The sequence below is a fragment of the Rhizobium sp. SRI_017 genome (assembly GCF_057586295.1).
This window is the reverse complement of sequence record NZ_JBYCZP010000023.1, coordinates 66,602-87,887: the sequence shown is the minus strand read 5'-3', so window position 1 is coordinate 87,887 and position 21,286 is coordinate 66,602. Positions and strand designations below refer to the sequence as shown.

19 protein-coding genes are annotated in these 21,286 nt (G+C 61.1%); 14 read left to right on the top strand and 5 right to left on the bottom strand.

The window, feature by feature from the left end; all coding sequences use genetic code 11:
* Positions 1 to 79: 79 nt before the first annotated feature.
* The 7 genes from AC2YI2_RS31485 (at position 80) to AC2YI2_RS31455 (ending at position 8,564) form a co-directional block, all read left to right on the top strand.
* Positions 80 to 967 carry a carbohydrate ABC transporter permease gene (locus tag AC2YI2_RS31485; protein ID WP_487390488.1) on the top strand — a complete coding sequence of 296 codons (888 nt, stop codon included), beginning with the start codon at positions 80 to 82 and terminating at the stop codon, positions 965 to 967.
* A gap of 1 nt (position 968) precedes the next feature.
* Positions 969 to 1,850 carry a carbohydrate ABC transporter permease gene (locus tag AC2YI2_RS31480; RefSeq protein WP_487390487.1) on the top strand — a complete coding sequence of 294 codons (882 nt, stop codon included), beginning with the start codon at positions 969 to 971 and terminating at the stop codon, positions 1,848 to 1,850.
* 74 nt (positions 1,851 to 1,924) lie between these two features.
* Positions 1,925 to 3,424 (top strand): ABC transporter substrate-binding protein, encoded by a 1,500-nt coding sequence (locus AC2YI2_RS31475; RefSeq protein ID WP_487390486.1) that lies wholly within the window; start codon positions 1,925 to 1,927, stop codon positions 3,422 to 3,424.
* A gap of 89 nt (positions 3,425 to 3,513) precedes the next feature.
* A complete protein-coding gene (locus tag AC2YI2_RS31470; RefSeq protein ID WP_487390485.1) occupies positions 3,514 to 4,239 on the top strand; it encodes an SDR family oxidoreductase in 726 nt (241 codons plus the stop codon).
* 56 nt (positions 4,240 to 4,295) lie between these two features.
* On the top strand, positions 4,296 to 5,360 hold the full coding sequence (locus AC2YI2_RS31465) for an ABC transporter ATP-binding protein (protein ID WP_487390484.1): 1,065 nt from the start codon (positions 4,296 to 4,298) through the stop codon (positions 5,358 to 5,360).
* Between the two features lie 70 nt (positions 5,361 to 5,430).
* Positions 5,431 to 7,479 (top strand): bifunctional aldolase/short-chain dehydrogenase, encoded by a 2,049-nt coding sequence (locus tag AC2YI2_RS31460; protein WP_487390483.1) that lies wholly within the window; start codon positions 5,431 to 5,433, stop codon positions 7,477 to 7,479.
* 44 nt (positions 7,480 to 7,523) lie between these two features.
* Entirely contained in the window at positions 7,524 to 8,564 is a 1,041-nt protein-coding gene (locus AC2YI2_RS31455) for a glycerol-3-phosphate dehydrogenase (RefSeq protein ID WP_487390482.1), read from the top strand.
* 198 nt (positions 8,565 to 8,762) lie between these two features.
* Here AC2YI2_RS31455 and AC2YI2_RS31450 read toward each other — a convergent pair whose 3' ends face one another.
* Positions 8,763 to 8,906: a hypothetical protein gene (locus AC2YI2_RS31450; protein WP_487390499.1), complete on the bottom strand. Its 144-nt coding sequence runs from the start codon at positions 8,904 to 8,906 to the stop codon at positions 8,763 to 8,765.
* Between the two features lie 57 nt (positions 8,907 to 8,963).
* Complete coding sequence (locus tag AC2YI2_RS31445) at positions 8,964 to 9,752, bottom strand: SDR family NAD(P)-dependent oxidoreductase (protein WP_487390481.1); 789 nt, start codon at positions 9,750 to 9,752, stop codon at positions 8,964 to 8,966.
* Positions 9,753 to 9,862: 110 nt separating this feature from the next.
* Between AC2YI2_RS31445 and AC2YI2_RS31440 the strand changes: the two genes are divergently transcribed.
* From AC2YI2_RS31440 to AC2YI2_RS31430, 3 genes are all read left to right on the top strand, one after another.
* On the top strand, positions 9,863 to 10,411 hold the full coding sequence (locus AC2YI2_RS31440; RefSeq protein ID WP_487390480.1) for a TetR/AcrR family transcriptional regulator: 549 nt from the start codon (positions 9,863 to 9,865) through the stop codon (positions 10,409 to 10,411).
* Between the two features lie 328 nt (positions 10,412 to 10,739).
* Positions 10,740 to 11,768, top strand: a complete 1,029-nt coding sequence (locus tag AC2YI2_RS31435; protein WP_487390479.1) for a four-carbon acid sugar kinase family protein — start codon at positions 10,740 to 10,742, stop codon at positions 11,766 to 11,768.
* A 3-nt stretch (positions 11,769 to 11,771) separates the two neighbouring features.
* Complete coding sequence (locus tag AC2YI2_RS31430) at positions 11,772 to 12,473, top strand: FadR/GntR family transcriptional regulator (RefSeq protein ID WP_487390478.1); 702 nt, start codon at positions 11,772 to 11,774, stop codon at positions 12,471 to 12,473.
* 60 nt (positions 12,474 to 12,533) lie between these two features.
* On the opposite strand, the gene AC2YI2_RS31425 is transcribed toward AC2YI2_RS31430, so the two are convergent.
* Genes AC2YI2_RS31425 through AC2YI2_RS31415 form a run of 3 tightly spaced genes read right to left on the bottom strand, consistent with a single transcriptional unit; the run spans position 12,534 to position 15,807 of the window.
* Complete coding sequence (locus AC2YI2_RS31425; RefSeq protein ID WP_487390477.1) at positions 12,534 to 13,652, bottom strand: iron-containing alcohol dehydrogenase; 1,119 nt, start codon at positions 13,650 to 13,652, stop codon at positions 12,534 to 12,536.
* 5 nt (positions 13,653 to 13,657) lie between these two features.
* On the bottom strand, positions 13,658 to 14,614 hold the full coding sequence (pdxA, locus tag AC2YI2_RS31420) for a 4-hydroxythreonine-4-phosphate dehydrogenase PdxA (protein WP_487390476.1): 957 nt from the start codon (positions 14,612 to 14,614) through the stop codon (positions 13,658 to 13,660).
* Positions 14,611 to 15,807, bottom strand: coding sequence for a sialidase family protein (locus AC2YI2_RS31415; RefSeq protein ID WP_487390475.1), 1,197 nt, complete (start codon positions 15,805 to 15,807; stop codon positions 14,611 to 14,613). The genes pdxA and AC2YI2_RS31415 overlap by 4 nt, the downstream gene beginning before the upstream one ends.
* Positions 15,808 to 16,244: 437 nt before the next feature.
* Between AC2YI2_RS31415 and AC2YI2_RS31410 the strand changes: the two genes are divergently transcribed.
* The 4 genes from AC2YI2_RS31410 (at position 16,245) to AC2YI2_RS31395 (ending at position 21,285) form a co-directional block, all read left to right on the top strand.
* Positions 16,245 to 17,735, top strand: a complete 1,491-nt coding sequence (locus tag AC2YI2_RS31410; protein WP_487390498.1) for an ABC transporter substrate-binding protein — start codon at positions 16,245 to 16,247, stop codon at positions 17,733 to 17,735.
* Positions 17,736 to 17,823: 88 nt separating this feature from the next.
* Positions 17,824 to 18,738 (top strand): ABC transporter permease, encoded by a 915-nt coding sequence (locus AC2YI2_RS31405; protein ID WP_487390474.1) that lies wholly within the window; start codon positions 17,824 to 17,826, stop codon positions 18,736 to 18,738.
* 11 nt (positions 18,739 to 18,749) lie between these two features.
* A complete protein-coding gene (locus AC2YI2_RS31400; protein ID WP_487390473.1) occupies positions 18,750 to 19,673 on the top strand; it encodes an ABC transporter permease in 924 nt (307 codons plus the stop codon).
* Complete coding sequence (locus AC2YI2_RS31395; protein WP_487390472.1) at positions 19,666 to 21,285, top strand: ABC transporter ATP-binding protein; 1,620 nt, start codon at positions 19,666 to 19,668, stop codon at positions 21,283 to 21,285. The genes AC2YI2_RS31400 and AC2YI2_RS31395 overlap by 8 nt, the downstream gene beginning before the upstream one ends.
* The last annotated feature ends 1 nt before the right edge of the window (position 21,286 follow it).

The window sequence follows — 21,286 nt, the reverse complement described above, 5'->3', positions numbered from 1 at the left end:
GAGCGGGTCCAGCCGGGAGAAGGCCGAAGCGTGGGTTTAAGGCGCATCGGTCGGCATCCGCTCTTTGGAGGAGTACGGAATGGCCGTCATACAGGTGAAGCGTATAGCGATCTCGGATTCGCCATGGCCGTGGCTGCTGCCGCTGGTCAGCCTGCTGGTCGTGTTCACGATCTATCCGCTGATCTACAATATCTGGCTGAGCTTTCACGAGTTCATGCCGCGCAAGCGTGCGCTTGTGTTCGTCGGCTTCGACAACTGGATTCAGCTCTGGCATGACACGCGCTTCTGGGGCGCGCTTGGCGTCACGTTCATCTATTTCGCCATCGCCCTGATTTGCGAGATCGTGCTGGGAATGGCGGTCGCGCTGCTGCTCGATGCCGAGCTGCCGGGGTTCGGGGCTCTCCGCGCCGTCCTTTCCATGACCCTGGTCATTCCGCCGGCCATTGCGGGCATGATGTTCCTGCTCATGGAAGACCCGCAATTCGGCGTGCTGACTTATTTCCTCAACATGCTGGGCCTCCTCGACAAGACCACGCCCATCCTTGCGACATCCTCGCTGGCGCTCGCAGGCGTGATGGTGGCCGAGATATGGCAATGGACGCCGTTCATGGTGCTGATCTTCATGGCGGGCCTGCGCTCGCTGCCGCCCGAGCCCTATGAGGCGGCGATGATCGACGGCGCTTCTTCCCTGCAGATGTTCCGCCGCCTGACGCTGCCAATGATGTCGCGTGTCATTGCCGTGGCGATCCTGCTGCGCGGCATCGATCTCTTCCGGGTGTTCGACTACGTCTTCGTCATGACCTCGGGTGGCCCCGGGACCGCGACCTACAGCCTCAGCCTTTATGCCTGGCAGCAGACGTTCAGCTTCCTGAAATGGGGTTACGGCGCAACGTTGAGCCTCGTCAGCCTGGCCATCGTGATGATCCTCGCAAATCTCTTCATCCGGGCCTTCAAGGTGAGGTGGTAACATGCACCAGAGCAAAACCATGAGAACATTTCGGACGATCGCCGGCTGGCTCGTCGTTACCGTGTTCTTCTTTCCGATCTTCTTCTGGACATCGGTGGCCTTCCGCAATGCGAAGGACATTTTCTCCTGGCCGCCGAAGTTCTTCGCCTTCGAGCCGACGACCCGGAATTTTGAGCAGGTCTTCGGCATTTCGCTGGGTTTCGGTTTCGGCACGCAGGAAACGGTCAATCCCGGCGGCGGCAATTTCTACATGGCGCCGCGCCTCTGGGACTCGATTGTCGTCGCCTCGATGTCGACGGTCCTTGCCATCGTCGTCGCAACGCTCGCCGCCTATTGCCTGTCACGCATGCAGTTCCGCGGGCGGCATGAATTCGTCAACTGGGTACTATCGACCCGGATGATGCCGCCGGTCGCCGTCGCCATCCCGATGTTCTTCATCTTCAAGCAATTCAATCTGCTCGACACATATCTGGGCATGATCCTCGTGCATGGACTGATGAACCTGCCGCTGGCCGTTCTGCTGCTGAAGAGTTTCTTCGACGATATCCCCGCCGAAATCGATGAAAGCGCGCTGCTCGACGGCGCGTCACGCTGGACCATTTTCCGGCGGATCGTTCTGCCCATGGCCAAGGGGGGAATCGCTGCATCCGCCGTGCTCTGCTTCATCTTCAGCTGGACCGAATTCCTGTTCGCGCTGACGCTGACCCAGACCGGCATCAAGACTGTCCCGGTCGTGTCCTCGACATTCGTTACGTCGATCGGCACCGCCTGGGGCAACATGGCCGCCCTGGGAGCGGCGGCCATCGTGCCTGCCTTCATCGTCATCCTGCTCGTCCAGCGCCATCTGGTGCGAGGGCTCACCATGGGATCGCTGAAGCAATAGAGGGGCTCGCCGCCGGCGCGCCTGAACCATCCCGGCCGACGATTCCGTCGTCCGATTCAGAGGAGGAATAGTTGATGAAAGACAGTGTGAAAAAGTACTATCTCGCGTCGATCACGGACAGGTTCGTCCGTGGTCAAATGGGGCGCCGGGACTTCCTGCGTGCCGCCGGCAAGCTTGGCCTTGGTGCCGGCGCGCTCGGCATGGGGTTCGGCAATCGCCCGTTCAGCATATTTTCCAACGCCCAGGCGGCTGAGGAACTGACGCCCAGTCCGGAAATCCTCGCCTGGCTGAAGGATGTCGGCAAGCCTTTCGCCGGCACGACCCTGAAGCTCGCCACGGAATCGACGCCGCCATCCAATGCCATCAACGGCCAGCTGAAGAAATATTTCGAGGAAGCGACAGGCATCAAGGTCGAGATCGAAGTTCTGCCGCTTGAGCAGGTTCTGCAGAAGCTGACGCTCGACGTGGCTTCGAATCTCGGCACCTACGACCTCTACTATATCGACCAGAGCTGGGCGGCGAGCTTCAGCCAGGATGTGTTCGACCCGCGCGAACAATATTCCGCCAAGGCAGACCTTGCCATGCCGAACTACAATATCGACGACTTCCTGCCGGCGCTGGTCGATGGCATCGCCAAATACCAGGATCGCTGGGTCGGCGTGCCCTATGATATCCCGATCTTCATCATGATCTATCGCAAGGATATCTATGAGAAGCTCGGCCTCAAGGCACCGGCGACACTTGAGGAACTGTACACCAACTCCAAGACCATCACGGACGAAATGGGCCCGAACGTCTGCGGCACGTCAGGCCAGATGAAATCCGGCCATTACAGCCTGGAATGCGATTGGACAGCCTGGCTCTGGGGCCACGGCGGCTCGATCTTCGGGCCGGACGGCAAGTTCACCGGTAATGATGACAAGGGTATTGCTGCGCTGGAATACTGGACCAAGCTCAAGGCCACCATGCCTCCTGGTGTCGATGGCTGGACCTGGGACGGTCAGGGCCAGTCTGTGGCACAGGGTGTTGCGGCCTCGATGTTGTCCTGGGGCGAGTTCTTCCCCTATTTCGACGACCCGACCCAGACCAAGGTTTCGGGTCTTTGCGAAGTTGCCGTGCCGCCGCAGCCGATCGCCCTGCGCACTGTCAAGGAAACCGGCTACGGCGAAATCCCCGGCGTCGGCCACCAAGGCGGGTCGTCGCTTGCCGTGTCGAAATACTCCAAGAGCCCGGATGCAGCCTGGCTGTTCATGCAGTGGGCGACCTGCGCCGATACGCAGGCCCTCATCACCACGCTCGGTGGCGGCACGGGTCCGACCCGCGCCAGCGTCTATGACGATCCGCGCGTTCTCGCCAATGCGCGTGTCGGTGCCGGTACCACCCGCCACCTGCCGATCGTGCGCGAGACGATCGCCAAGCATATGGGCTCCGAGCCGGATCTTCCCGAATGGGCGCAGTTGTCGAGCGACACGATCCCAGTCTCGCTCGGCAAGTATTTTGCCGGCAGCTATGGTTCTCCCAAGGAAGCACTCGACGACATCGCCGCACAGGTCGGCGGTGTCCTCAAGGGCTGACGACCGAGCGAAGGAGGGGATCGCGGCGCCCGCCGCGATCCCTCTGACCTGGACCGTTTCTGGTCCCTGTATCATTCGGAGTTTGTCACATGGGCAGCAAATCCTTGATCGCCATCACCGGCGCCAGTTCGGGCATAGGGGAGGCCACCGCGCGCGCCTTTTCGGCCGCCGGTCACCCGCTTCTTCTCATGGCGCGGCGCCTCGACCGGCTGGAGGCGCTTGGCCTGCCGAATGCGGTTCTGAAAAAGGTCGATGTTCGCGATCGTGCGGCAATCTCCGCCGCCGTGGCGGACGCCGAAAGCCGGCATGGGCCGGTGGACATGATGTTTGCCAATGCCGGAATCGCTCGTCTCGGCGACATTGCCAGGCAGCCGCCCGAGGAATGGGACGAGATGATCGACATCAACATCAAGGGAGTGATGAACAGCGTGCATGCGGTTCTCAATGGCATGATCGGGCGCAAATCCGGCACGCTGGTGATGATGAGCTCAATTGCGGGGCGCAAGACCTATCCGGATCACACCGTCTATTGTGGCACCAAATTCTTCGTCCATGCGATCTCGGAAAGCCTGCGGGAATATCTCGCTCCGCATGACGTGCGCGTCATCGTGCTGTCGCCCGGCATCATCGACACCGAAGTGCTGGACCATGTGAAGGATCCGGCGACGCTCGCCAACTACAAGGCCAACAAGGCGGCGATCGGCGGCGGGATTTCGGCTGACATTGTCGCGAAGCTCATCCTCGACGCCTACCAGCTTCCGCAAAGAGCGATCGTCCAGGAAATCGTCATCACGCCGACGCGGCAGAAATATTGATCCAAAGGGGTATCGGAAACGGCGCCCCAAGCACAGAAGAGAGAGTGAAACCACCAATGGCAACCGTGGAGTACCAGCGCATAGGAAAGGCATTCGGCGCCTTGACCATCATGCGCGATATATCTTTCATGATCGAGGATCATCAGTTCGTCGTGCTTCTCGGGCCATCCGGATGCGGCAAGACGACCCTGCTGCGCATGACGGCAGGGTTGGAAAGCGTCACCGAAGGCGATCTGATGATCTCCGGGCGCCGGGTGAACGACATGCATCCGCGCGACCGCAACATCGCCATGGTGTTTCAGAACTACGCGCTCTATCCGACCATGAAGGTCTATGAGAACATCGCCTTCAGCCTGGAAGTGGCCAAGGTGCCACCGGCTGAAATCAAGCGGCGCGTGGAGCACGCGGCCGAGATACTCAATCTCACGCCCTATCTGCAGCGCTTCCCAAAGGAACTCTCGGGCGGCCAGCGGCAGCGCGTCGCCATGGGTCGCGCCATGGTGCGCGAGGCGGCGGTGTTCCTGTTTGACGAGCCGCTTTCCAATCTCGATGCCAAGCTGCGCGCCCATATGCGAACGGAAATCCGCCAGCTCCACAATCGGCTGAAGACGACGACGATCTACGTCACCCATGACCAGATCGAGGCGATGACCATGGCTGACAAGATTGTCGTCATGCGCGCCGGCAAGATCGAGCAGATCGGCACGCCTGATGATGTCTATGACCGGCCGGCGAGCAAATATGTCGCCGACTTCATCGGCGCCTCGGCGATCAATTTCCTGACGGGCGTGGTCGTTGTTGATCAGGGTGCGCCGGCCGCTAAGACCAGGGCGGGCCCGATAAAACTCGACCCTTCGCTCAAAGTCACTGCTGGACAACGGGTGATCTGCGGCGTCCGGCCGACGGATGTGACGGTCGATCCGCACGGCTCCATCGCTGCCCGTTCACTGCTGATCGAGCGCATGGGGCATGAAGCACAGCTTTGCTGCCAGGGGCCGGAAGGCCAGTTCCTGGCCATTATCGACAAGGCAACGCGGTTCGATGAAGGGGAGGAGGTCCGTTTCTCGATCGTGCCGGAGAAGGTGCATGTCTTCGACGCAGCGACGGAAATCCGAGTCTGACGTCCCCGTGAGCCCAGTCTTCAACTTGTGAGACCCGCTCCGGCAGGATGCGGGAAGGAAAGGAACTTCCATGAAATCGAGATGGAACGACAACGAACTCGCTTCCGTGGTCGACGCCTATCTGGCCAAGGGTGTCAATCGCGATCTGGCAATACGGACCTATACGACGCGCATTCTGGGGCAGGATCCGGAACTCGTCCTGCATGGTGGCGGCAACATATCGGTCAAGACTGTGTTTGCCGACTACGATGGCTCGGCGGTCGATGTGCTTTGCGTCAAGGGCAGCGGCTGGGACATGGGAACGATCGAGCCGCAGGGCCTGCCCGCCGTACGGCTCGAACCGCTGAAAGCAATGGTCGGTCTTGACGCGCTGACCGATGACGAGATGGTCATGCTGCAGCGGCGGCTGCTGATGGATCCGAATGCCCCCAATCCATCAGTGGAAGCGATCCTGCATGCCCTCCTGCCGTTCAAGCATATCGACCACACCCATGCCAATGCGATCGTGTCGCTGACCAACCAGCCACACGGCGAGGATCTGGTGCGGGAGCTGTTTCCCAATTCGATCATCGTGCCCTATGTGATGCCGGGATTCCTCCTCGCCAAGGCCTGCGACGCGGCCTTCCGCGCCAATCCCAGGGGCGACGGTATGATCCTGCTGAAACACGGCATCTTCACTTGGTCGGACGACCCGCGCGAAGCCTATGAGGACATGATCGCCAAGATCGACCAGGCCGAACGGCGTCTGGCGAGGGGCCGGGCAAAACCCTTTGTCACGCTATCATCGCCGCAGACTGTAGCGGCTGCGGAAGACATCGCGCCGACCCTGAGGGGCGCCATCGCGATCGAGACCGGCATCGAGGGTGCTCCGAAGCGCTTCGTGCTTGAGCACCGGAGCAACGAAGCAATTCTCGATTTCTGCAACGCCGAGACTGTCGGAAGCCTCGTCCAGCGCGGTAACGCCACGCCCGAACACGTCATTCACATCAAGCGCTTCGGCGTCGCCCTGCCCGCGCCCGAGCCTGGACGGCTGGATGACTGGGCGCAACATGTGCGCCAGGCGGTTGCGACTTACCAGGCGGACTACCGCGCCTATTTCGAGCGCAACAATGCCCGCGTCGGCGGCGGCAAGACGATGCTCGATCCGATGCCCCGGGTGTTCTATGTCGCCGGCGTCGGCCTGTTTGCAGCGGGCGCTACCCGCAAGAACGCGCTTGTCGGTGCAGACGTGGCGGAAGCGACGATCGATGTGATTACCAAGGCTGAAGGGATCGAAGCCTTCGAGGCGCTTTCGGAGGAGGACCTGTTCGACATCGAATATTGGTCGCTGGAGCAGGTCAAACTCGCCAGGCAGGTGGAAAAGCCGCTCACCCGGCAGGTGGCGGTGGTTACGGGGGCTGCCGGTGGGCTGGGTCTCGCGATCGCCGAAGCCCTGCGTGCCGAGGGAGCGGACGTGGCGCTGATCGATATCGCCGAGGAAGGGGTGGCGCGCGAAGCCAAGCGGATTGGCGGACTGGGGGTGGCCTGCGACGTGACCAGTCCCGCCGCCGTGGACGCGGCCATTGCCAAGGTGGCGCGCCATTTCGGTGGCCTGGATATCCTGATTTCCAATGCGGGCGCGGCCTTCCAGGGACGGATGATCGATGTGACGGAAGAGACCTTCCGGAAGGCGTTCGAGCTCAATTTCTGGGGCCATCACTATATGGCGCGCGCCGCAGTCCGGGTGATGGAGAAGCAGAAGACCGGCGGGGCAATTGTTTTCAACGTCTCCAAGCAGGCCGTCAATCCCGGCGCCGATTTCGGACCCTACGGAACCTCGAAGGCGGCCCTGATGGCGCTGATGCGGCAATATGCGATCGAGCACGGCGCGTCGGGTATCACGTCCAATGCGGTCAATGCCGACCGGATCCGCACCGGATTGATGACGGACCAGATGGTTGCCGAGAGAAGCCGCGCGCGCGGCCTGACGCCGGAGGCCTATATGCGCGGCAACCTCGTCGGCCGCGAGGTGACGGGTGCCGACGTGGCGGCGGCTTTTGTGCATCTCGCTAAGGCGCGTACCAGCACGGGTGCGGTGATTACCGTGGACGGTGGCAATGTTGCCGCCATGATGCGATGAGACAGCAGCGTTCATTGAACTAGGGCATCCAAAGGACTACCAACGTGGCAAAAATCATCATTCTCGGTTCCGGTGTGATGGGCACGTCGCTGACCGTGCCCGCCACCGACAACGGCCATGAGGTTCTGCTGGTCGGCACACCGCTTGATCTTGATATCATTGCGGAGTTGAATCGGCCCGGTGGCGTCCATCCCAAGCTTGACGAAGCCTGTTCGGACCGCGTCAAGCCGATATCTTTTGAGATGTTGCGGACGGAGCATTTCAGCGCCGCGGACTTGGTGGTTGTCGGGGTGAGCAGCCCGGGCGTCCGCTGGGCTGTCGAGGTCCTCAACCGTGGGATGGCCGAGCCGCGACCGGTCGCCTTCGTCACCAAGGGTCTCGATCCAGCCGCCACCGGACTTGCGACCTATGCCGAAACACTTCCCCCTCGCATTCCGATGATGAGCGCCTTTGTCGGTATCGGCGGACCCTGCATTGCACGAGAACTCGCAAACCGACAGCCGACTGCCAGCATCTATGCGTGCAAGGACATCGGTGTCGCCAGACGCTTTGTCGATATGATGGGCACCGACTATTACCGCCTGTCGGTCACGACGGACGATACGGGCGTGGAAGCCTGCGCTGCGCTCAAGAACTTCTTCGCGATCGGCGTCAGCGCCATGCAGACACACTATCCCGACCGCAAGCGTGCCGATGGGCAATCAAAGAACCCCACTGCGGCTGCCTTTACCCAGGCGTCGCTGGAAATGGCCAGGTTGTGCGAAAGATTGGGCGGAACCGCAGCGACCGCATTTGGTCTTGCCGGCATCGGCGACCTGCACGTCACGGTGGGCGGCGGGCGCAATAGCCGCCTGGGTCATGGTCTTGGCACTGGTCGATCGGTTTCCGATGTGCTGTCAAAGGAACTGGCAGGAGAGACAGTCGAAGGCGTGGATACGGCGCGCGCACTGGCGACCATGTTGCATAGTGTCGGTGGTGCGGCAGCCCGCGATGGGGACCATTTTCCGCTGGCGTCAGCGATCATGCATGCCGTCCTCGTCGGGGAACCATTTAGGTTCGATTTTGCAACTCTTGCCGTAAGATAGTGTCGCGTTGGCCTGATGCGCCCTGGGATGCGACCAGCGCTGGGCCGTGGGCATGATCTGACGTGGTGCGGCGCCGCAAGCGCGTAGCCTGAGGCCCTGTTTCCGGGCTCTGACTCGCATGCATCTGTAGTTGGCGAGCCCCTGTCAGAGGGTACCAACGGATTGGGGCGGCACTGAAGCGCCGCCCCAAAAAAAATATCAGTGGACAGGTGCAGCGGCGAAAGCAGGGTAGTCCGTATAGCCCGGGCCGGCGCGATTGCGCGTCAGGGGCGCCATGACGATACGGTTGGAGAGGGTAAGCGAGCCGAGTTGATAGGGCTCAAAAAGCGTCTTGCTGGTCATAGTTCGCCTATTCTGTTGCCGCCGCAGCGGTCTCTATCTTGGTGGTTTGCTCGGCGCTCAGGCGGCCGTGAGGTAGCGCGCGGCGGGAAGTGCGTTCCGATAGTTCGGAAGCATGGCCTGGCGCGCGGCCTCGAGCGCCTCCCACTGACCGGCATCGGGAAGCGGCGGGATGGTCACCGGCTCGCGGCGATCGAAGCCAACCAGCGCCGCATCGACCAGATCATTCACCTCCATCACGTTGGAGAGCGTGTTGACGTCGGCGCCAACATGCCCCCAAATCTCGGTTCGGGTCGTGGCCGGAAGCACAGCCTGGACGTAGACGCCCTTCGGCCCGAGCTCGAGGCTGAGCCCCTGAGAAAGAAACAGGACAAAGGCCTTGGTTGCGCCGTAGACCGTCATGCCGAACTCCGGCGCCAGGCCGACCACCGAGCCGATGTTGACGATCGCACCGTCGCCGCTCTTTGCAAGACGTGGGGCAATGGCACTGGCAAGCCGCAGAAGGGCGGTCGTGTTGAGCGCAACCAGCCGCGTGACGTCTTCAGTGCTCTGCTCAATGAAGCTGCCGCCTATGGCCGTTCCGGCATTGTTGATCAGGATACTGATGCGGGCGTCATCGCGTAGCCTCGTCTCTACCGCTGCAAGATCAACGGGCTGCGTGAGATCGGCGCGGATGACGTCGATCGCCACGCCGAATTCCTGACGCAGGCGGGTCGCCAGGGCCTCCATTCGTGCCGCGTCACGGGCAACCAGCACGAGGTCGTGTCCGCGGCGAGCGAACCGCTCGGCATAAGAAGCTCCGATACCGGCGGAGGCGCCGGTAACGAGGACTGATGGACTCGTGGTCATGGCATTGCTCTTTTCTCTGATGGGGCCTATATTCATGACGATTATCATGATTAAATCTAAATATGATGGTCATCATGTAAATGTCAATGATGGCAGTGGAGAATTTTGAGATGAAGGTCAGCCGAGTGCAAATGGCGGAAAACCGTCAGCGGATTCTGGATGTCGCCAGCCGGCTGTTTCGCGACAAGGGGTTCGACGCGGTGACCGTGGCCGAGGTGATGAAAGCCGCCGGCCTCACCCACGGCGGCTTTTATGGCCATTTCAGTTCGAAGGACGATCTGGTGGCGCAGACGCTTGCCCATGCCCTTGCCGCAGATACAGTCGAAGGGAGCGATTTCCATGCTTATGTCGGTTCTTATCTTTCGCCTCGCCATCGTGACAATGCTGCGGGGGGGTGCCCGACGGCGGGACTTGCCGCGGCCATCCGCCATCAGACTCCTGTCGCTCGCTCGGCCATGACCGAAGGCCTTCGGTCGCAGATCGACCGCATCGGCAAGGTGCTCCCTACGATGGAGGCGGCAGACAGGCGACGCACGGCGATCGGAAGCTGGGCAGCAATGGTGGGAGCGGTAATCCTCGCCCGGGCAATCGATGATCCCGAGCTGTCCGATGAGATTCTGGAGCAGACGCGCGCGTGGATCGATACCACCGCCAAGTAGGCTGTCGGAACGGGAATGCTCTCACCAAAGGCACTCCAACTCTACGTCGTGCCCAAAACTATGTGGCCTTGCTCGGCACTGCGGTCAGTCATGCTGCTCTGATTGCTCGCATGCCGCCAGGCAAGCTGACCAAGGCGGGCAAGCAGCAGTTCATCATGTGGGGACGCCGGAACCTGCGAGCCTGGGCGAGGCGACCGAAACTTGCGTTGGTCCCCGCACCAGACCGAGAGAGAATCGACCAAGATTGTAAAATACAAAGCATAAAAGCATTGACTTTACTTAATAAAATAACTCAATAAAGATTACAACATATAGCAGAGCGCCTCATATGCTGGCCATTATTGCCGACGATTTGACGGGAGCATTGGATGCCGCCGCGCCGTTCGCGACGAGGGGTATGCATTCTGAAGTCGCTCTGACGGTTGATGCAATTGAGGAAGCGATCCGAGAGAAGCCGGACGTCCTCTCGGTCAACCTTGGCTCGCGAGAACTCAGTGCGGAGCTGGCGCAGCGGTTGACTAAGGACGCTCTGTCCGTCCTGCCGCCGGAAACGCGCATTTTCAAGAAGATCGACTCGCGCCTCAAGGGGCCAATCGCGCAAGAACTCGACGTCATGTCTTTTCGATTGGCGTTGGTGGCGCCGGCGATCCCCGATTTCGGGCGGATCGTGAAAGCCGGCGCGGTAGAAGGGTTCGGCGTGAGAACACCGATATCCGTCGCTGAGAAGCTCGGCCGGCACGCGGCATGCGCCCTGGTCCCGGACACGTCCACGCAGGGTCAGATGCGCGCTGCACTCGCCGACGCTGAAAGAGCTGGCGTCGATCTCCTCGTTGGCGCGCGTGGTCTGGCCGAAGCGTTTGCCGAACACCTGGGCGGCGAAGCGCCGGCGCAGGCAGCCGAGATACCAGCCGGCCCTGTTTTGCTCGTTATCGGATCCAGAGATCCCATCACGCTTGCCCAGATCGACGCGCTTCGGGACGATTTCGAACCACGCTATCTGCCGGCACCGAATGGCCGTCTCGACGGTGCCCGGCCCGATGGCAGCACGATCACACTCGTGCAGGCGGTGCCTGGGGGAGAGGTCGTTGCGTCCGAGGATGTTTCGAACGCGCTTGCGGAAGGCGTGTGCCCAGACTTCACCGAAATGGCATCGACACTGGTTCTTTCCGGCGGGGCCACGGCGCAGGCCGTCTTGCAACGCATGGGCATCACGCATTTCCGCCTGCGGGGTGAATGCCTGCCCGGTCTGGGCTTGGCGTATGCCCAGAGACATTGCATCATTACAAAGTCGGGCGGATTCGGGCAGCCGGATACGCTGCGAGAGATCGCCAACAGAATTCTCCGCAAGACGGGATGACGAATGGGATTGCAAACTGGAACAGCGCGCAAGAGCCTCGGCGACCTTGTATTCGAGCGTATGCATCGTGCCATCAAGTCCGGTGCGTATAAGCCCGAGGAGCGCCTGCCGACGGAGCATGAACTGGCGATCGAGTTCGAAGTCTCGCGCCCGATCATCCGGGAAGCGCTGCGGCGGCTTCGCGAGCAGGGCTTCATCTATTCGCGTCGCGGTGCGGGCAGTTTCGTACGCTCCGTCGGCATGCGTGAGCCGATCGGGTTCGGGCAGTTGGAGAACGTCGCTGATCTTCTGAACTGTTACGAATTCCGGTTGACCGTCGAGCCGGCGGCGGCGGCGGCTGCAGCGGAGCGTTACGATGCCGCCAATTTGGATGCGATCCGCCAGGCGCTGGAGCTTATGCGCGATGCCACCAATCGACAGTCCCATCGCGAGGATGCGGACTTCCAGTTTCATCTTGCGATCGCGCGCGCCGCGCGGAACAACTATTTCTTCACGGCAATGGAGGCGCTCAAGGAACACATCGCCGTCGGCATGCGGTTCCACGGCGCCTCGGTCAAACGCGAGACAAGCGGCCTTGCGCGGGTCTTTGCCGAACACGAGGCAATCGCCGAGGCAATCGCCGCACGCGACAGTGCGAAAGCGCGGCAATTCATGCATGATCACCTGACCGGTTCGCGCGAGCGGTTGTTTCAGGCGACCAAGTAGCTCTCAAACAACCGGGCCGACAGCGACGGGTCCTTCCAGCACTCGAGAGGGAGGACCGACCTAGAAAGCCGTCTTGTAGATGCGGAGAACGTCCTCCGGGCTCATGTCGATCGGATTGTTGTTCATAAGGCGGCGGTTCGCATGCGCCTCACTCGCATAAAGCGGCAGGGTTTCCATCTTTGCGCCATGCGCCGCAAGCGACATCTCGATTCCGAGGTTCCGGCAGAAATCGCGGGCCTTAGCCAACAATTCGGCTTCGGAAAGGTTCTCGCCCAACCCCAGTGCCCGTGCCACTTCTGCTGTCTTGCTTGCCGCCGCCCGTTGGTTGAAAGCGAGGACATGAGGGAAGATGATGGCGTTCGCCAGGCCATGCGGCAGGCGAAGCCGCGTGCCAAGTGGATAGGCAATGGCGTGCCCCGCAGCTGTGTTCACCGGCCCGAGGCAAATGCCGCCATAATAGGAAGCAAGCATCAGCCCTTCACGTGCCTCTGTATCAGTTCCGTCTTTGACGGCGCGCGCGAGATATGTCCCAACGAGCCGGAACCCCATGCGTGCAAAGCCATCGATCATCGGATGGGCACGGCGATTGGTGAAGGCCTCGACGCAATGGGCCATCGCGTCGACGCCGGTGGCGGCGGTAACCGCCGGCGGCACGGAATAGGTCAGTTCCGGGTCGAGTACGGCGAAGTCGGCAATCATATGCGGACTTTCGACCGCAATCTTGTTTCCCTTGTCGGGATCGGTGATCAGCGAACGTATGCCCGCCTCCGAGCCCGTGCCAGCAGTGGTGGCGATCTGGGCTAGGCGCGTTCGGCGGCCGGCGACACGGTTCGGACCGGCAACATCTGCAAGCGTCTGCTGGGAATCCCAAAGCACCGCGACCAGCTTGGCCACGTCGAGAGCCGATCCGCCGCCAAGCCCGATGATCAGGTCCGGCCTACTTTGGCGCGCCGCTTCAAGCGCCGCGTCGAGCGTTCCGATGTCGGGTTCGCCGGGGATCGCGTCGAACACGGCGACACGGCCGGACAGTTTCAAGCGATCGACGAAACCAGCCGTGACCGGTGTTGCGACCACAAGAACAGACCTCGCACTTTGGGCCCAGGCGCCGACCTCTCCGACCGTGCCGGCGCCGATGGCAAGGCGAAGCGGCTGATGAAGGGTGATTGGAACGATCGTCATCGGCTTCATCCTCGCTTGGCAGAGCCCGACGCCAACTTGCGGGCATATGCAATGGCGGAAATCATGTTGCCATGATCGGCGATACCCTTGCCGGCGATGTCGAATGCCGTGCCATGGTCCACGGACGTGCGGTCGATCGGCAGATCCACCGACACGTTCACCGCCGTGTCGAAGGCGACGAGCTTGACCGGGATGTGCCCCTGGTCATGATATTGCGCCACGACCAGATCGAAGGCGCCGGAATAGGCCCGGTGGAAAACCGTGTCGGCGGAGATCGGACCATAGGCGTCGATGCCCTCGGCCCGGGCAGCCTTGACCGCTGGCGCGATCTGATCGTCGTCCTCGGTGCCGAAGAGGCCGTTCTCGCCGCAATGCGGATTGATGCCGGCGACTGCGATCTTCGGCGCGGTGTAACCGACGCGCTTCAGATGCGCATTTCCCGCTCTGATGGTTGCGAGGACCCGTTCGGTCGTCGAGCGGCGGATCGCTTCCTGCAGCGATACGTGCGTGGAGACGTGAATGACCTTCAGGCGCTCGGAGGCCAGCAGCATATAGGCCGCGTTTGAGCCGGTCAGGCTGCGCAGCATGCCGGTATGGCCGTCATAATGATGGCCGGCAAGGTTGAGAGCCTCCTTGTTGATCGGAGCCGTCACAATGCAGCCGATAATGCCGGCTTCCGCATCCCGCACAGCCTTCTCGATGAAGCGGAAAGCCGCGTCGCCGGCGACGGGATTGAGCTGCCCCCAGGGCAGTGGCGCGCCTTCGATCGGCAGATCCACGACATGAGGCGCGAGATCGACATCGATGCCAAGCGCAGAACGGGCGGCTTCCAGCGTCAGAAGATTGCCGTAGATGCGGGTCGTCTGGCGCTCTTCGGGTGACATGCCGGCAAGCGCCCGAACCGAAATCTCGGGGCCGACGCCACAGGGGTCACCCATGGTTATGCCGATGACGTTGCTCATGAAGGACCCCCTGTATCCGCCTTCTCCCAGCCTGGGGCCAGGCGGACATATTTTATGGCGCGCCGGTGATAGGTATAGGCGAGGTGCATGACGCCATCCGCTCCCTCCAACAGCCAAGGATAGGACATCTCCTTGTTGCGCCCGTCGGTCGAGTCGTTGGAAAGACACGTGCCGGGGCCGTCTTCTATCAGCTTGCGAACCGGAAAGGTTCGACCACGGTCCTCGGACAGGCAGACGGTGACGGGAGCGCGCGGCACGCCCCAGATCGGGATGCAGCCGCCGGTCGGATCTGCGTCAGGGCGGTTATCGTTCTCTCCGAGTTCATCATAGAGCGAGGCGCGGCGATCGTTGGACTGGGCAGCGTTGACAGGATTGCAGATCATCGCAATCCGACCGTCGCTTAGGCGTGTCGTGGCCAAAGAGGAATTGTTGCTCGGCACGTCGGTCGCCTCGGGTATCGACCAGGATCGGCCGCCGTCTCTGCTCTCTGTTCTGTAGACCCAGTCCGCCTGCCGTCGGCGGAAGAACGCTGCGATGTGTTCGCCGCCCAGTGTTACCGGCGACATGTGCACACAGCCGATGGATTGGTCTATGTCTTCAAGACGCCATGTCTTGCCGTGATCCATGGATACACCGATGGCGGCCGTGTCATGACTTCCATTCCATTTCTGGCCAGGGCGCTGGACACATCGAAAAATGGGAAGCAGCCAGGCCCCATCTGCACGGACCACGATCGATGCCCGAACGAAGCAGCCGAGCGGCAGGTCCAGATAGCGTCCCACCTCAGCCACCAGGATCGAAGGATCAGAAGTATCGCGCCGGATCTCAGCCATGCGAATCCGGCATTCATCCTGATTGCCGGACGGCTGGGAGGTGTGAAAGAGCCAGAGCCTGCCGTCCGGCGCGGTGAAGAGCATCGGATTTTGCTCTGAATGTGAAGCGTCGAAGCTCAGTTGCTGGGGTGGCCCCCATTGCAGCGCTCCTCTTTGCAAGACGGACGCGAATATCGAGATATCGGACTTGCCTTCCAGTGTGCCCCCGAACCAGGCGCAGACCAGGGCGCCATCGGAAAGCAAATGCAGGAACGCGGCGTGGTTCTGAATCATTGGGGAAGGCAGCAGTGCTTCCTCCCGCCCTCTCGACGCGGATTGAAGCACGCCATTCATGTTCCGGGCCAGTTCCTCCGGGGTCATCAGATCCTCCTGCATGCTGCCCAAAATTGCAAACTTCTCAAAGTTGTCAAGTGATGCTATGTAATTTCATTGCCGACATTAGTGGATATGAAAATTGTAACATAATGATTTTAAATTATTATATGCAAAATGGATCGATGCATGATTTTTACATAAAAAAAAGAATTGACAAATTAGTGCAAAGGCGAGATGGTTTCGGCACTGGCATGGCGATGCCGGGAGGAGCGTTTGTGCCGCAGGCCGGCTGACCACGGAGGGCTGCGATGGTCGTCATACTTGCTATGGGCTCTGCCATCATCGATCCGGTGTAATGGGCTTCCTTCGAGCCATCTTCGGATCGCTGTTTCTTGCCTCGGAGCGTTCTGCTCACCGCCGCGCGACCTAGGACCAACATGGGCTGAACTGATTTCACTAGGGAGGAAAATATCGTGAAGAAAATGCTTGTCCTGGGTGCCCTAATGCTGGGCTCTACCCTTTCACCGGTATATGCGGGCTCGGGCCCGATCAAGATCGTATTGGCCGAGGAGGCGGACCTGCTCGAGCCTTGCATGGCGACCCGATCCAATATCGGCCGCATCATCATGCAGAATGTCAGCGAGACGTTGACCGAGCTCGACCTCCGCGGTGATAAGGGTCTGATGCCGCGTCTTGCCGAAAAGTGGGAGCAAAATGCCGACGGCAGCTGGCGCTTTCATCTGCGCCACGGCGTCAAGTTTTCGGACGGCACGGCTTTCGATGCGAAGGACGTGAAACACAGTATCGACCGCGTCATGAGTGAAAAGAACGCCTGTGAATCGCGCCGCTATTTCGGAGGCATGACCGTCGGCGCAAATGTCGTTGACGATTTCACCATTGATTTCAAGGTCGATCCGGTCCAGCCAATCCTGCCGCTTCTTCTGTCTCTCGTCACCATCGTGCCCGAAGAAACACCGCTCGAATTCGTCCGCGAACCCGTCGGCACCGGTCCCTACAAGTTGACCAATTGGACACCGGGTCAGCAGATCGTGCTGACGGGCCGCGACGATTATTGGGGCGAAAAACCGCAAGTGACGGAAGCCACCTATCTGTTCCGCGCCGATCCGGCCGTTCGCGCCGCGATGGTGCAGACCGGTGAGGCCGATCTGTCACCGTCGATCTCCCAGCTCGATGCGACCAATCCGGCCACCGACTTCCCCTATCTTGACAGTGAAACGGTGTATCTGCGGATTGATCACAATATCGACCCACTCAACGATGTCCGCGTGCGTCGTGCGCTGAACCTTGCGATCGACCGCCAAGCGTTCATCGGCACTCTGGTTCCGGAAGGCGCCCTTCTTGCTACCGCTATCGTTCCGCCGCCGACGCTCGGCTGGAATCCCGACGTGAAGGTCTTCCCCTTCGATCCGGAAGGCGCGAAGAAGCTGCTGGCAGAAGCCAAGGCGGACGGCGTCAAGGTCGACACCCCGATCACCATCATCGCGCGTTCTGCGAACTTCCCGAACGTCGTCGAGATCATGGAGGCGATTCAAGCACAGCTGCAGGAGGTCGGCTTTGCCGTCAATCTCAAGATGGTGGAGGTCGCCGAGCACGAGCAATATTATTCCAAGCCGTTCAAGGAAGGCCGCGGCCCGCAAATCGTCGCCGCCATGCACGACAACTCGAAGGGCGATCCGTCCTTCTCGATGTTCTTCAAATATGCCACCGACGGCACGCAGTCCGGCTTCTCCGACCCGAAGGTCGATGACCTGATCAAGCGCGCTTCGGCAGCGGTGGGTGCGGACCGTGCCAAACTGTGGTCCGAGCTGATCGCCTACCTGCATGATGACGTCGTGGCCGATGTGCTGCTATTCCACATGGTCGGTTTCTCACGCATCGCCGAACGCCTGGAATACAAGCCGACCATGGCCACCAACTCGACGCTCCAGCTTTCGGAGATTACGATCAAATGACCTTGCGCTGGCCAACGCCGTGTTTGCCAGCCACAACACCAGTCAAGGCGGCGGGGAGATCCCGCCGCCGAGCTTTGCTGAGGCCGCCATGTTGAGATTCATCCGAAACCGTGCGTTGGCCAGTCTGATCTCGCTCGTCGGACTGATCGTCATGGTCTTCTTCCTCTCTCGGTTGACGGGTGATCCGGCCGCCCTTTTCCTCCCGGTCGAGGCCTCGGCGGAACTGAAGGAGCAGTTCCGCGAACTGCATGGGTTGAACGACCCGATTCTTTCGCAGTTCACGCGCTATGTCGGCGACGTGCTGACGGGTGATTTCGGTGAATCGCTGCGAAAGGCGCGTCCGGCGCTCGACGTCGTTCTCGAGGCCTTCATCTGGACCCTTTGGCTGGCCGTCATCACAATGGTGCTCGTCACGTGTGCGGCAATCGTCGTCGGCGCGCTTGCAGCCTTCCGGGCCGGTGGCTTCTTCGACAGGTTGTCGTCCATCATCTCGCTGATCGGCGCATCGGTACCGGATTTCTGGCTGGCGATCGTGGCGATCGTCGTCTTCTCTGTGAACCTGGCCTGGCTGCCGACGTCGGGAACGGGCTCTCTTTGGCACTGGATCCTTCCGATCTGCGTGTTGTTCGTGCGACCGTTCGGCATCATCGTCCAGGTCGTGCGGGGCTCCATGATCGGCGCGCTCTCCTCGGCCTATGTGAAGACGGCGCGGGCGAAGGGTGTCAAATCCGGCCCAATCATCTTCGTGCACGCGCTTCGCAATGCCATGCTGCCGGTCATAACCGTGATCGGCGACCAGGCCGCGAGCCTCCTGAACGGCGCCGTCATCGTCGAAACCATTTTCGGTTTTCCCGGTGTCGGCAAACTGATGATCGATTCCATTCTGCAGCGTGACTTCAATGTCGTCCTCGCAGCCATACTGGTCACGGCGCTGGCAATCTTCTTCATGAACCTCCTGATCGACCTTGCCTACGCGCTGCTCGATCCCCGGATCCGGCATTGAGGAGATCGTCCGTGACCCTGCAGACGACCGATGTCGCCATCATCGATGAGCGCCATTTCCTGACGCGGATGTTCCGCATGCTACTGGCCGACAAGTTCGCCCTGTGTGCCGCAGTCTTTCTCCTGATCATGTTGATCCTTGCGATCGTCGGACCGAGTTGGCTCGGCGATCTCGCGACCAAACAGAATCTTCGGGGACGCAATGCCGCACCCTTCGATTGGGAGCGCGGCTGGATCTGGTGGATGGGCGCGGACGCACTTGGTCGACCGCTGTTGGCCCGTATCGTCGTCGCGACGCAAAACACGCTGATGGTGGCGGCTGGCGCGGTTGCCCTGTCGTCGATCATCGGCACGGTGCTCGGGCTCGTTGCCGGTTTCTCGTCTCCGAGGATCAGCCAGACGATCATGCGACTGGCTGATGTCATCATGTCTTTCCCGTCGCTGCTGATCGCGGTCATCGTGCTCTACATTCTCGGATCGTCCATCGCGAACCTGATGCTCGTCTTGGCGATAACCCGCATTCCGGTCTATCTCAGGACCACGCGTGCGGAGGTGCTGGAAATCCGCGAGCGCATGTTCGTGCAGGCCGCGCGTGTCATGGGCGCGTCGAGCAAGCGCATTCTCTTCCGGCATATCCTGCCGGTGGTGTTTCCGACGCTGACGACGCTCGCCACGCTCGACTTCGCCTATGTGATGCTTGCCGAAAGCGCACTGTCGTTTCTCGGCATCGGCATTCAACCGCCGGAGATCACCTGGGGCCTGATGATCTCGCAAGGCCGACAGTACCTGACCAATGCGTGGTGGCTGTCCTTCTGGCCGGGCTTGGCGATCATTCTCACCACCATGTCGCTGAACCTCCTGTCGAACTGGCTGCGTATCGCGCTCGATCCGGTTCAGCGCTGGCGGCTCGAAATGAAGGGCAGCAGGAATGGCTGAGCATCTGATGGAAGTCCGCGACCTTTCGGTCGAGTTCCATACTGCGATGGGCGTCGTAAGAGCGGTCCGCGATGTTTCCTACCACGTCGATCGCGGCGAGACGCTGGCGATATTGGGAGAGAGCGGCTCCGGCAAGTCGGTCTCGGCGTCGGCCATCATGAATCTGATCGACATGCCGCCAGGGCGCATCACGTCGGGGGAGATCCTGCTCGACGGTGTCGATCTGCTTCGGATGCCGGCACACAAGCGTCGCGAGGTGAACGGGCGCCGCATCGCCATGATTTTCCAGGATCCGCTCAGTCACCTCAACCCGGTCTATACTGTCGGTTGGCAGATCCGCGAAGCGCTCACCACCCACGGCGCCGACTCTGCCACTGCCCACGCCGAGGCTCTACGTCTGATGACCCGTGTCGGCATATCGGACCCTGGGCGTTCACTCGACAAATACCCACACGAATTCTCGGGCGGCCAACGTCAGCGTGTCATGATCGCCATGGCGCTCGCGCTGCGGCCCGACCTTCTGATCGCAGACGAACCGACGACGGCGCTTGATGTCACTGTTCAGGCAGAGGTCCTGGCGCTGCTCGAGGAGTTGCAGGAGGAGACCGGCATGGCGATCCTCCTCATCACCCACGATCTCGGCGTGGTTTCGGAGATCGCCGACCGGGTCGTGGTGATGGAAAAGGGGGGGCTGGTTGAATCCGGCACGGTTCGTGAGGTCTACAAGAATCCGCAGCATCCCTATACGAGGAAACTCATTGCTGCCGTGCCCGGCAAGGGTGAAATGCACCAGCCCATCATCCGGGCCGAGCCCGTGCTCGCGGTTCGCGACGTGCGCAAGCGTTATGGCGCCTTCGAGGCGCTGAAGGGCGTCTCGTTCGATCTCATGCCTGGCGAAACCTTGGCCGTCGTCGGCGAAAGCGGCTCCGGAAAATCGACGCTCGCCCGCATCCTCCTGCGACTCGACGAGCCGGATGGTGGCAGCGCGTTCTGGAAGGGCCGCGATCTCTTCGCACTGTCGCCGGGCGAGCTTTTCAAGCTTCGCCGCGATCTGCAGATGGTGTTCCAGGACCCGACGCAGTCGCTCAATCCCCGGATGACTGTCTACCAGCTCATTTCCGAAGCCTGGATCATCCATCCGGACATCCTGCCCAAGGCGAAGTGGCGCGAGCGTGTTGCCGAACTGCTGGCGCAGGTGGGTCTGGGCGCCGAGCATATGGGTCGCTATCCGCACCAGTTTTCCGGCGGCCAGCGCCAGCGTATCGCCATTGCCCGGGCGCTGGCGCTCGAGCCGCAGCTCATCATCTGCGACGAGGCCGTTTCGGCACTCGACGTTTCGGTGCAGGCGCAGGTCATCGCGCTGCTCGACAGGCTGCGGAAGGAAATGGGAATCGCCTTCATTTTCATAGCCCACGACCTGCCCGTGGTGCGGGATTTCGCCGATCACGTCATGGTCATGCAGAAAGGTAAAGTCGTCGAGACAGGTACCGTTCGTGACGTGTTCGAAGCGCCACGAGAGCAATATACACGTGCCCTTCTTGCCGCCGGACTCGACCCGGATCCCGACATACAGGCCGCCCACCGCGCCGCCCGCCTTCTGCGCGCCTCGTAAG

Excerpts from the sequence above, each read along its gene's own strand:
- AC2YI2_RS31480 (WP_487390487.1), top strand. The coding sequence starts at position 969 with ATGCACCAGAGCAAAACCATGAGAACATTTCGGACGATCGCCGGCTGG.
- AC2YI2_RS31475 (WP_487390486.1), top strand. The coding sequence starts at position 1,925 with ATGAAAGACAGTGTGAAAAAGTACTATCTCGCGTCGATCACGGACAGG.
- AC2YI2_RS31410 (WP_487390498.1), top strand. The coding sequence starts at position 16,245 with ATGCTTGTCCTGGGTGCCCTAATGCTGGGCTCTACCCTTTCACCGGTA.
- AC2YI2_RS31395 (WP_487390472.1), top strand. The coding sequence starts at position 19,666 with ATGGCTGAGCATCTGATGGAAGTCCGCGACCTTTCGGTCGAGTTCCAT.
- AC2YI2_RS31450 (WP_487390499.1), bottom strand. The coding sequence starts at position 8,906 with ATGACCAGCAAGACGCTTTTTGAGCCCTATCAACTCGGCTCGCTTACC.
- AC2YI2_RS31440 (WP_487390480.1), top strand. The coding sequence starts at position 9,863 with ATGAAGGTCAGCCGAGTGCAAATGGCGGAAAACCGTCAGCGGATTCTG.
- AC2YI2_RS31415 (WP_487390475.1), bottom strand. The coding sequence starts at position 15,807 with ATGACCCCGGAGGAACTGGCCCGGAACATGAATGGCGTGCTTCAATCC.
- AC2YI2_RS31485 (WP_487390488.1), top strand. The coding sequence starts at position 80 with ATGGCCGTCATACAGGTGAAGCGTATAGCGATCTCGGATTCGCCATGG.
- AC2YI2_RS31470 (WP_487390485.1), top strand. The coding sequence starts at position 3,514 with ATGGGCAGCAAATCCTTGATCGCCATCACCGGCGCCAGTTCGGGCATA.
- AC2YI2_RS31445 (WP_487390481.1), bottom strand. The coding sequence starts at position 9,752 with ATGACCACGAGTCCATCAGTCCTCGTTACCGGCGCCTCCGCCGGTATC.
- AC2YI2_RS31435 (WP_487390479.1), top strand. The coding sequence starts at position 10,740 with ATGCTGGCCATTATTGCCGACGATTTGACGGGAGCATTGGATGCCGCC.
- AC2YI2_RS31465 (WP_487390484.1), top strand. The coding sequence starts at position 4,296 with ATGGCAACCGTGGAGTACCAGCGCATAGGAAAGGCATTCGGCGCCTTG.
- AC2YI2_RS31460 (WP_487390483.1), top strand. The coding sequence starts at position 5,431 with ATGAAATCGAGATGGAACGACAACGAACTCGCTTCCGTGGTCGACGCC.
- AC2YI2_RS31430 (WP_487390478.1), top strand. The coding sequence starts at position 11,772 with ATGGGATTGCAAACTGGAACAGCGCGCAAGAGCCTCGGCGACCTTGTA.
- AC2YI2_RS31405 (WP_487390474.1), top strand. The coding sequence starts at position 17,824 with ATGTTGAGATTCATCCGAAACCGTGCGTTGGCCAGTCTGATCTCGCTC.
- AC2YI2_RS31425 (WP_487390477.1), bottom strand. The coding sequence starts at position 13,652 with ATGACGATCGTTCCAATCACCCTTCATCAGCCGCTTCGCCTTGCCATC.
- pdxA (WP_487390476.1), bottom strand. The coding sequence starts at position 14,614 with ATGAGCAACGTCATCGGCATAACCATGGGTGACCCCTGTGGCGTCGGC.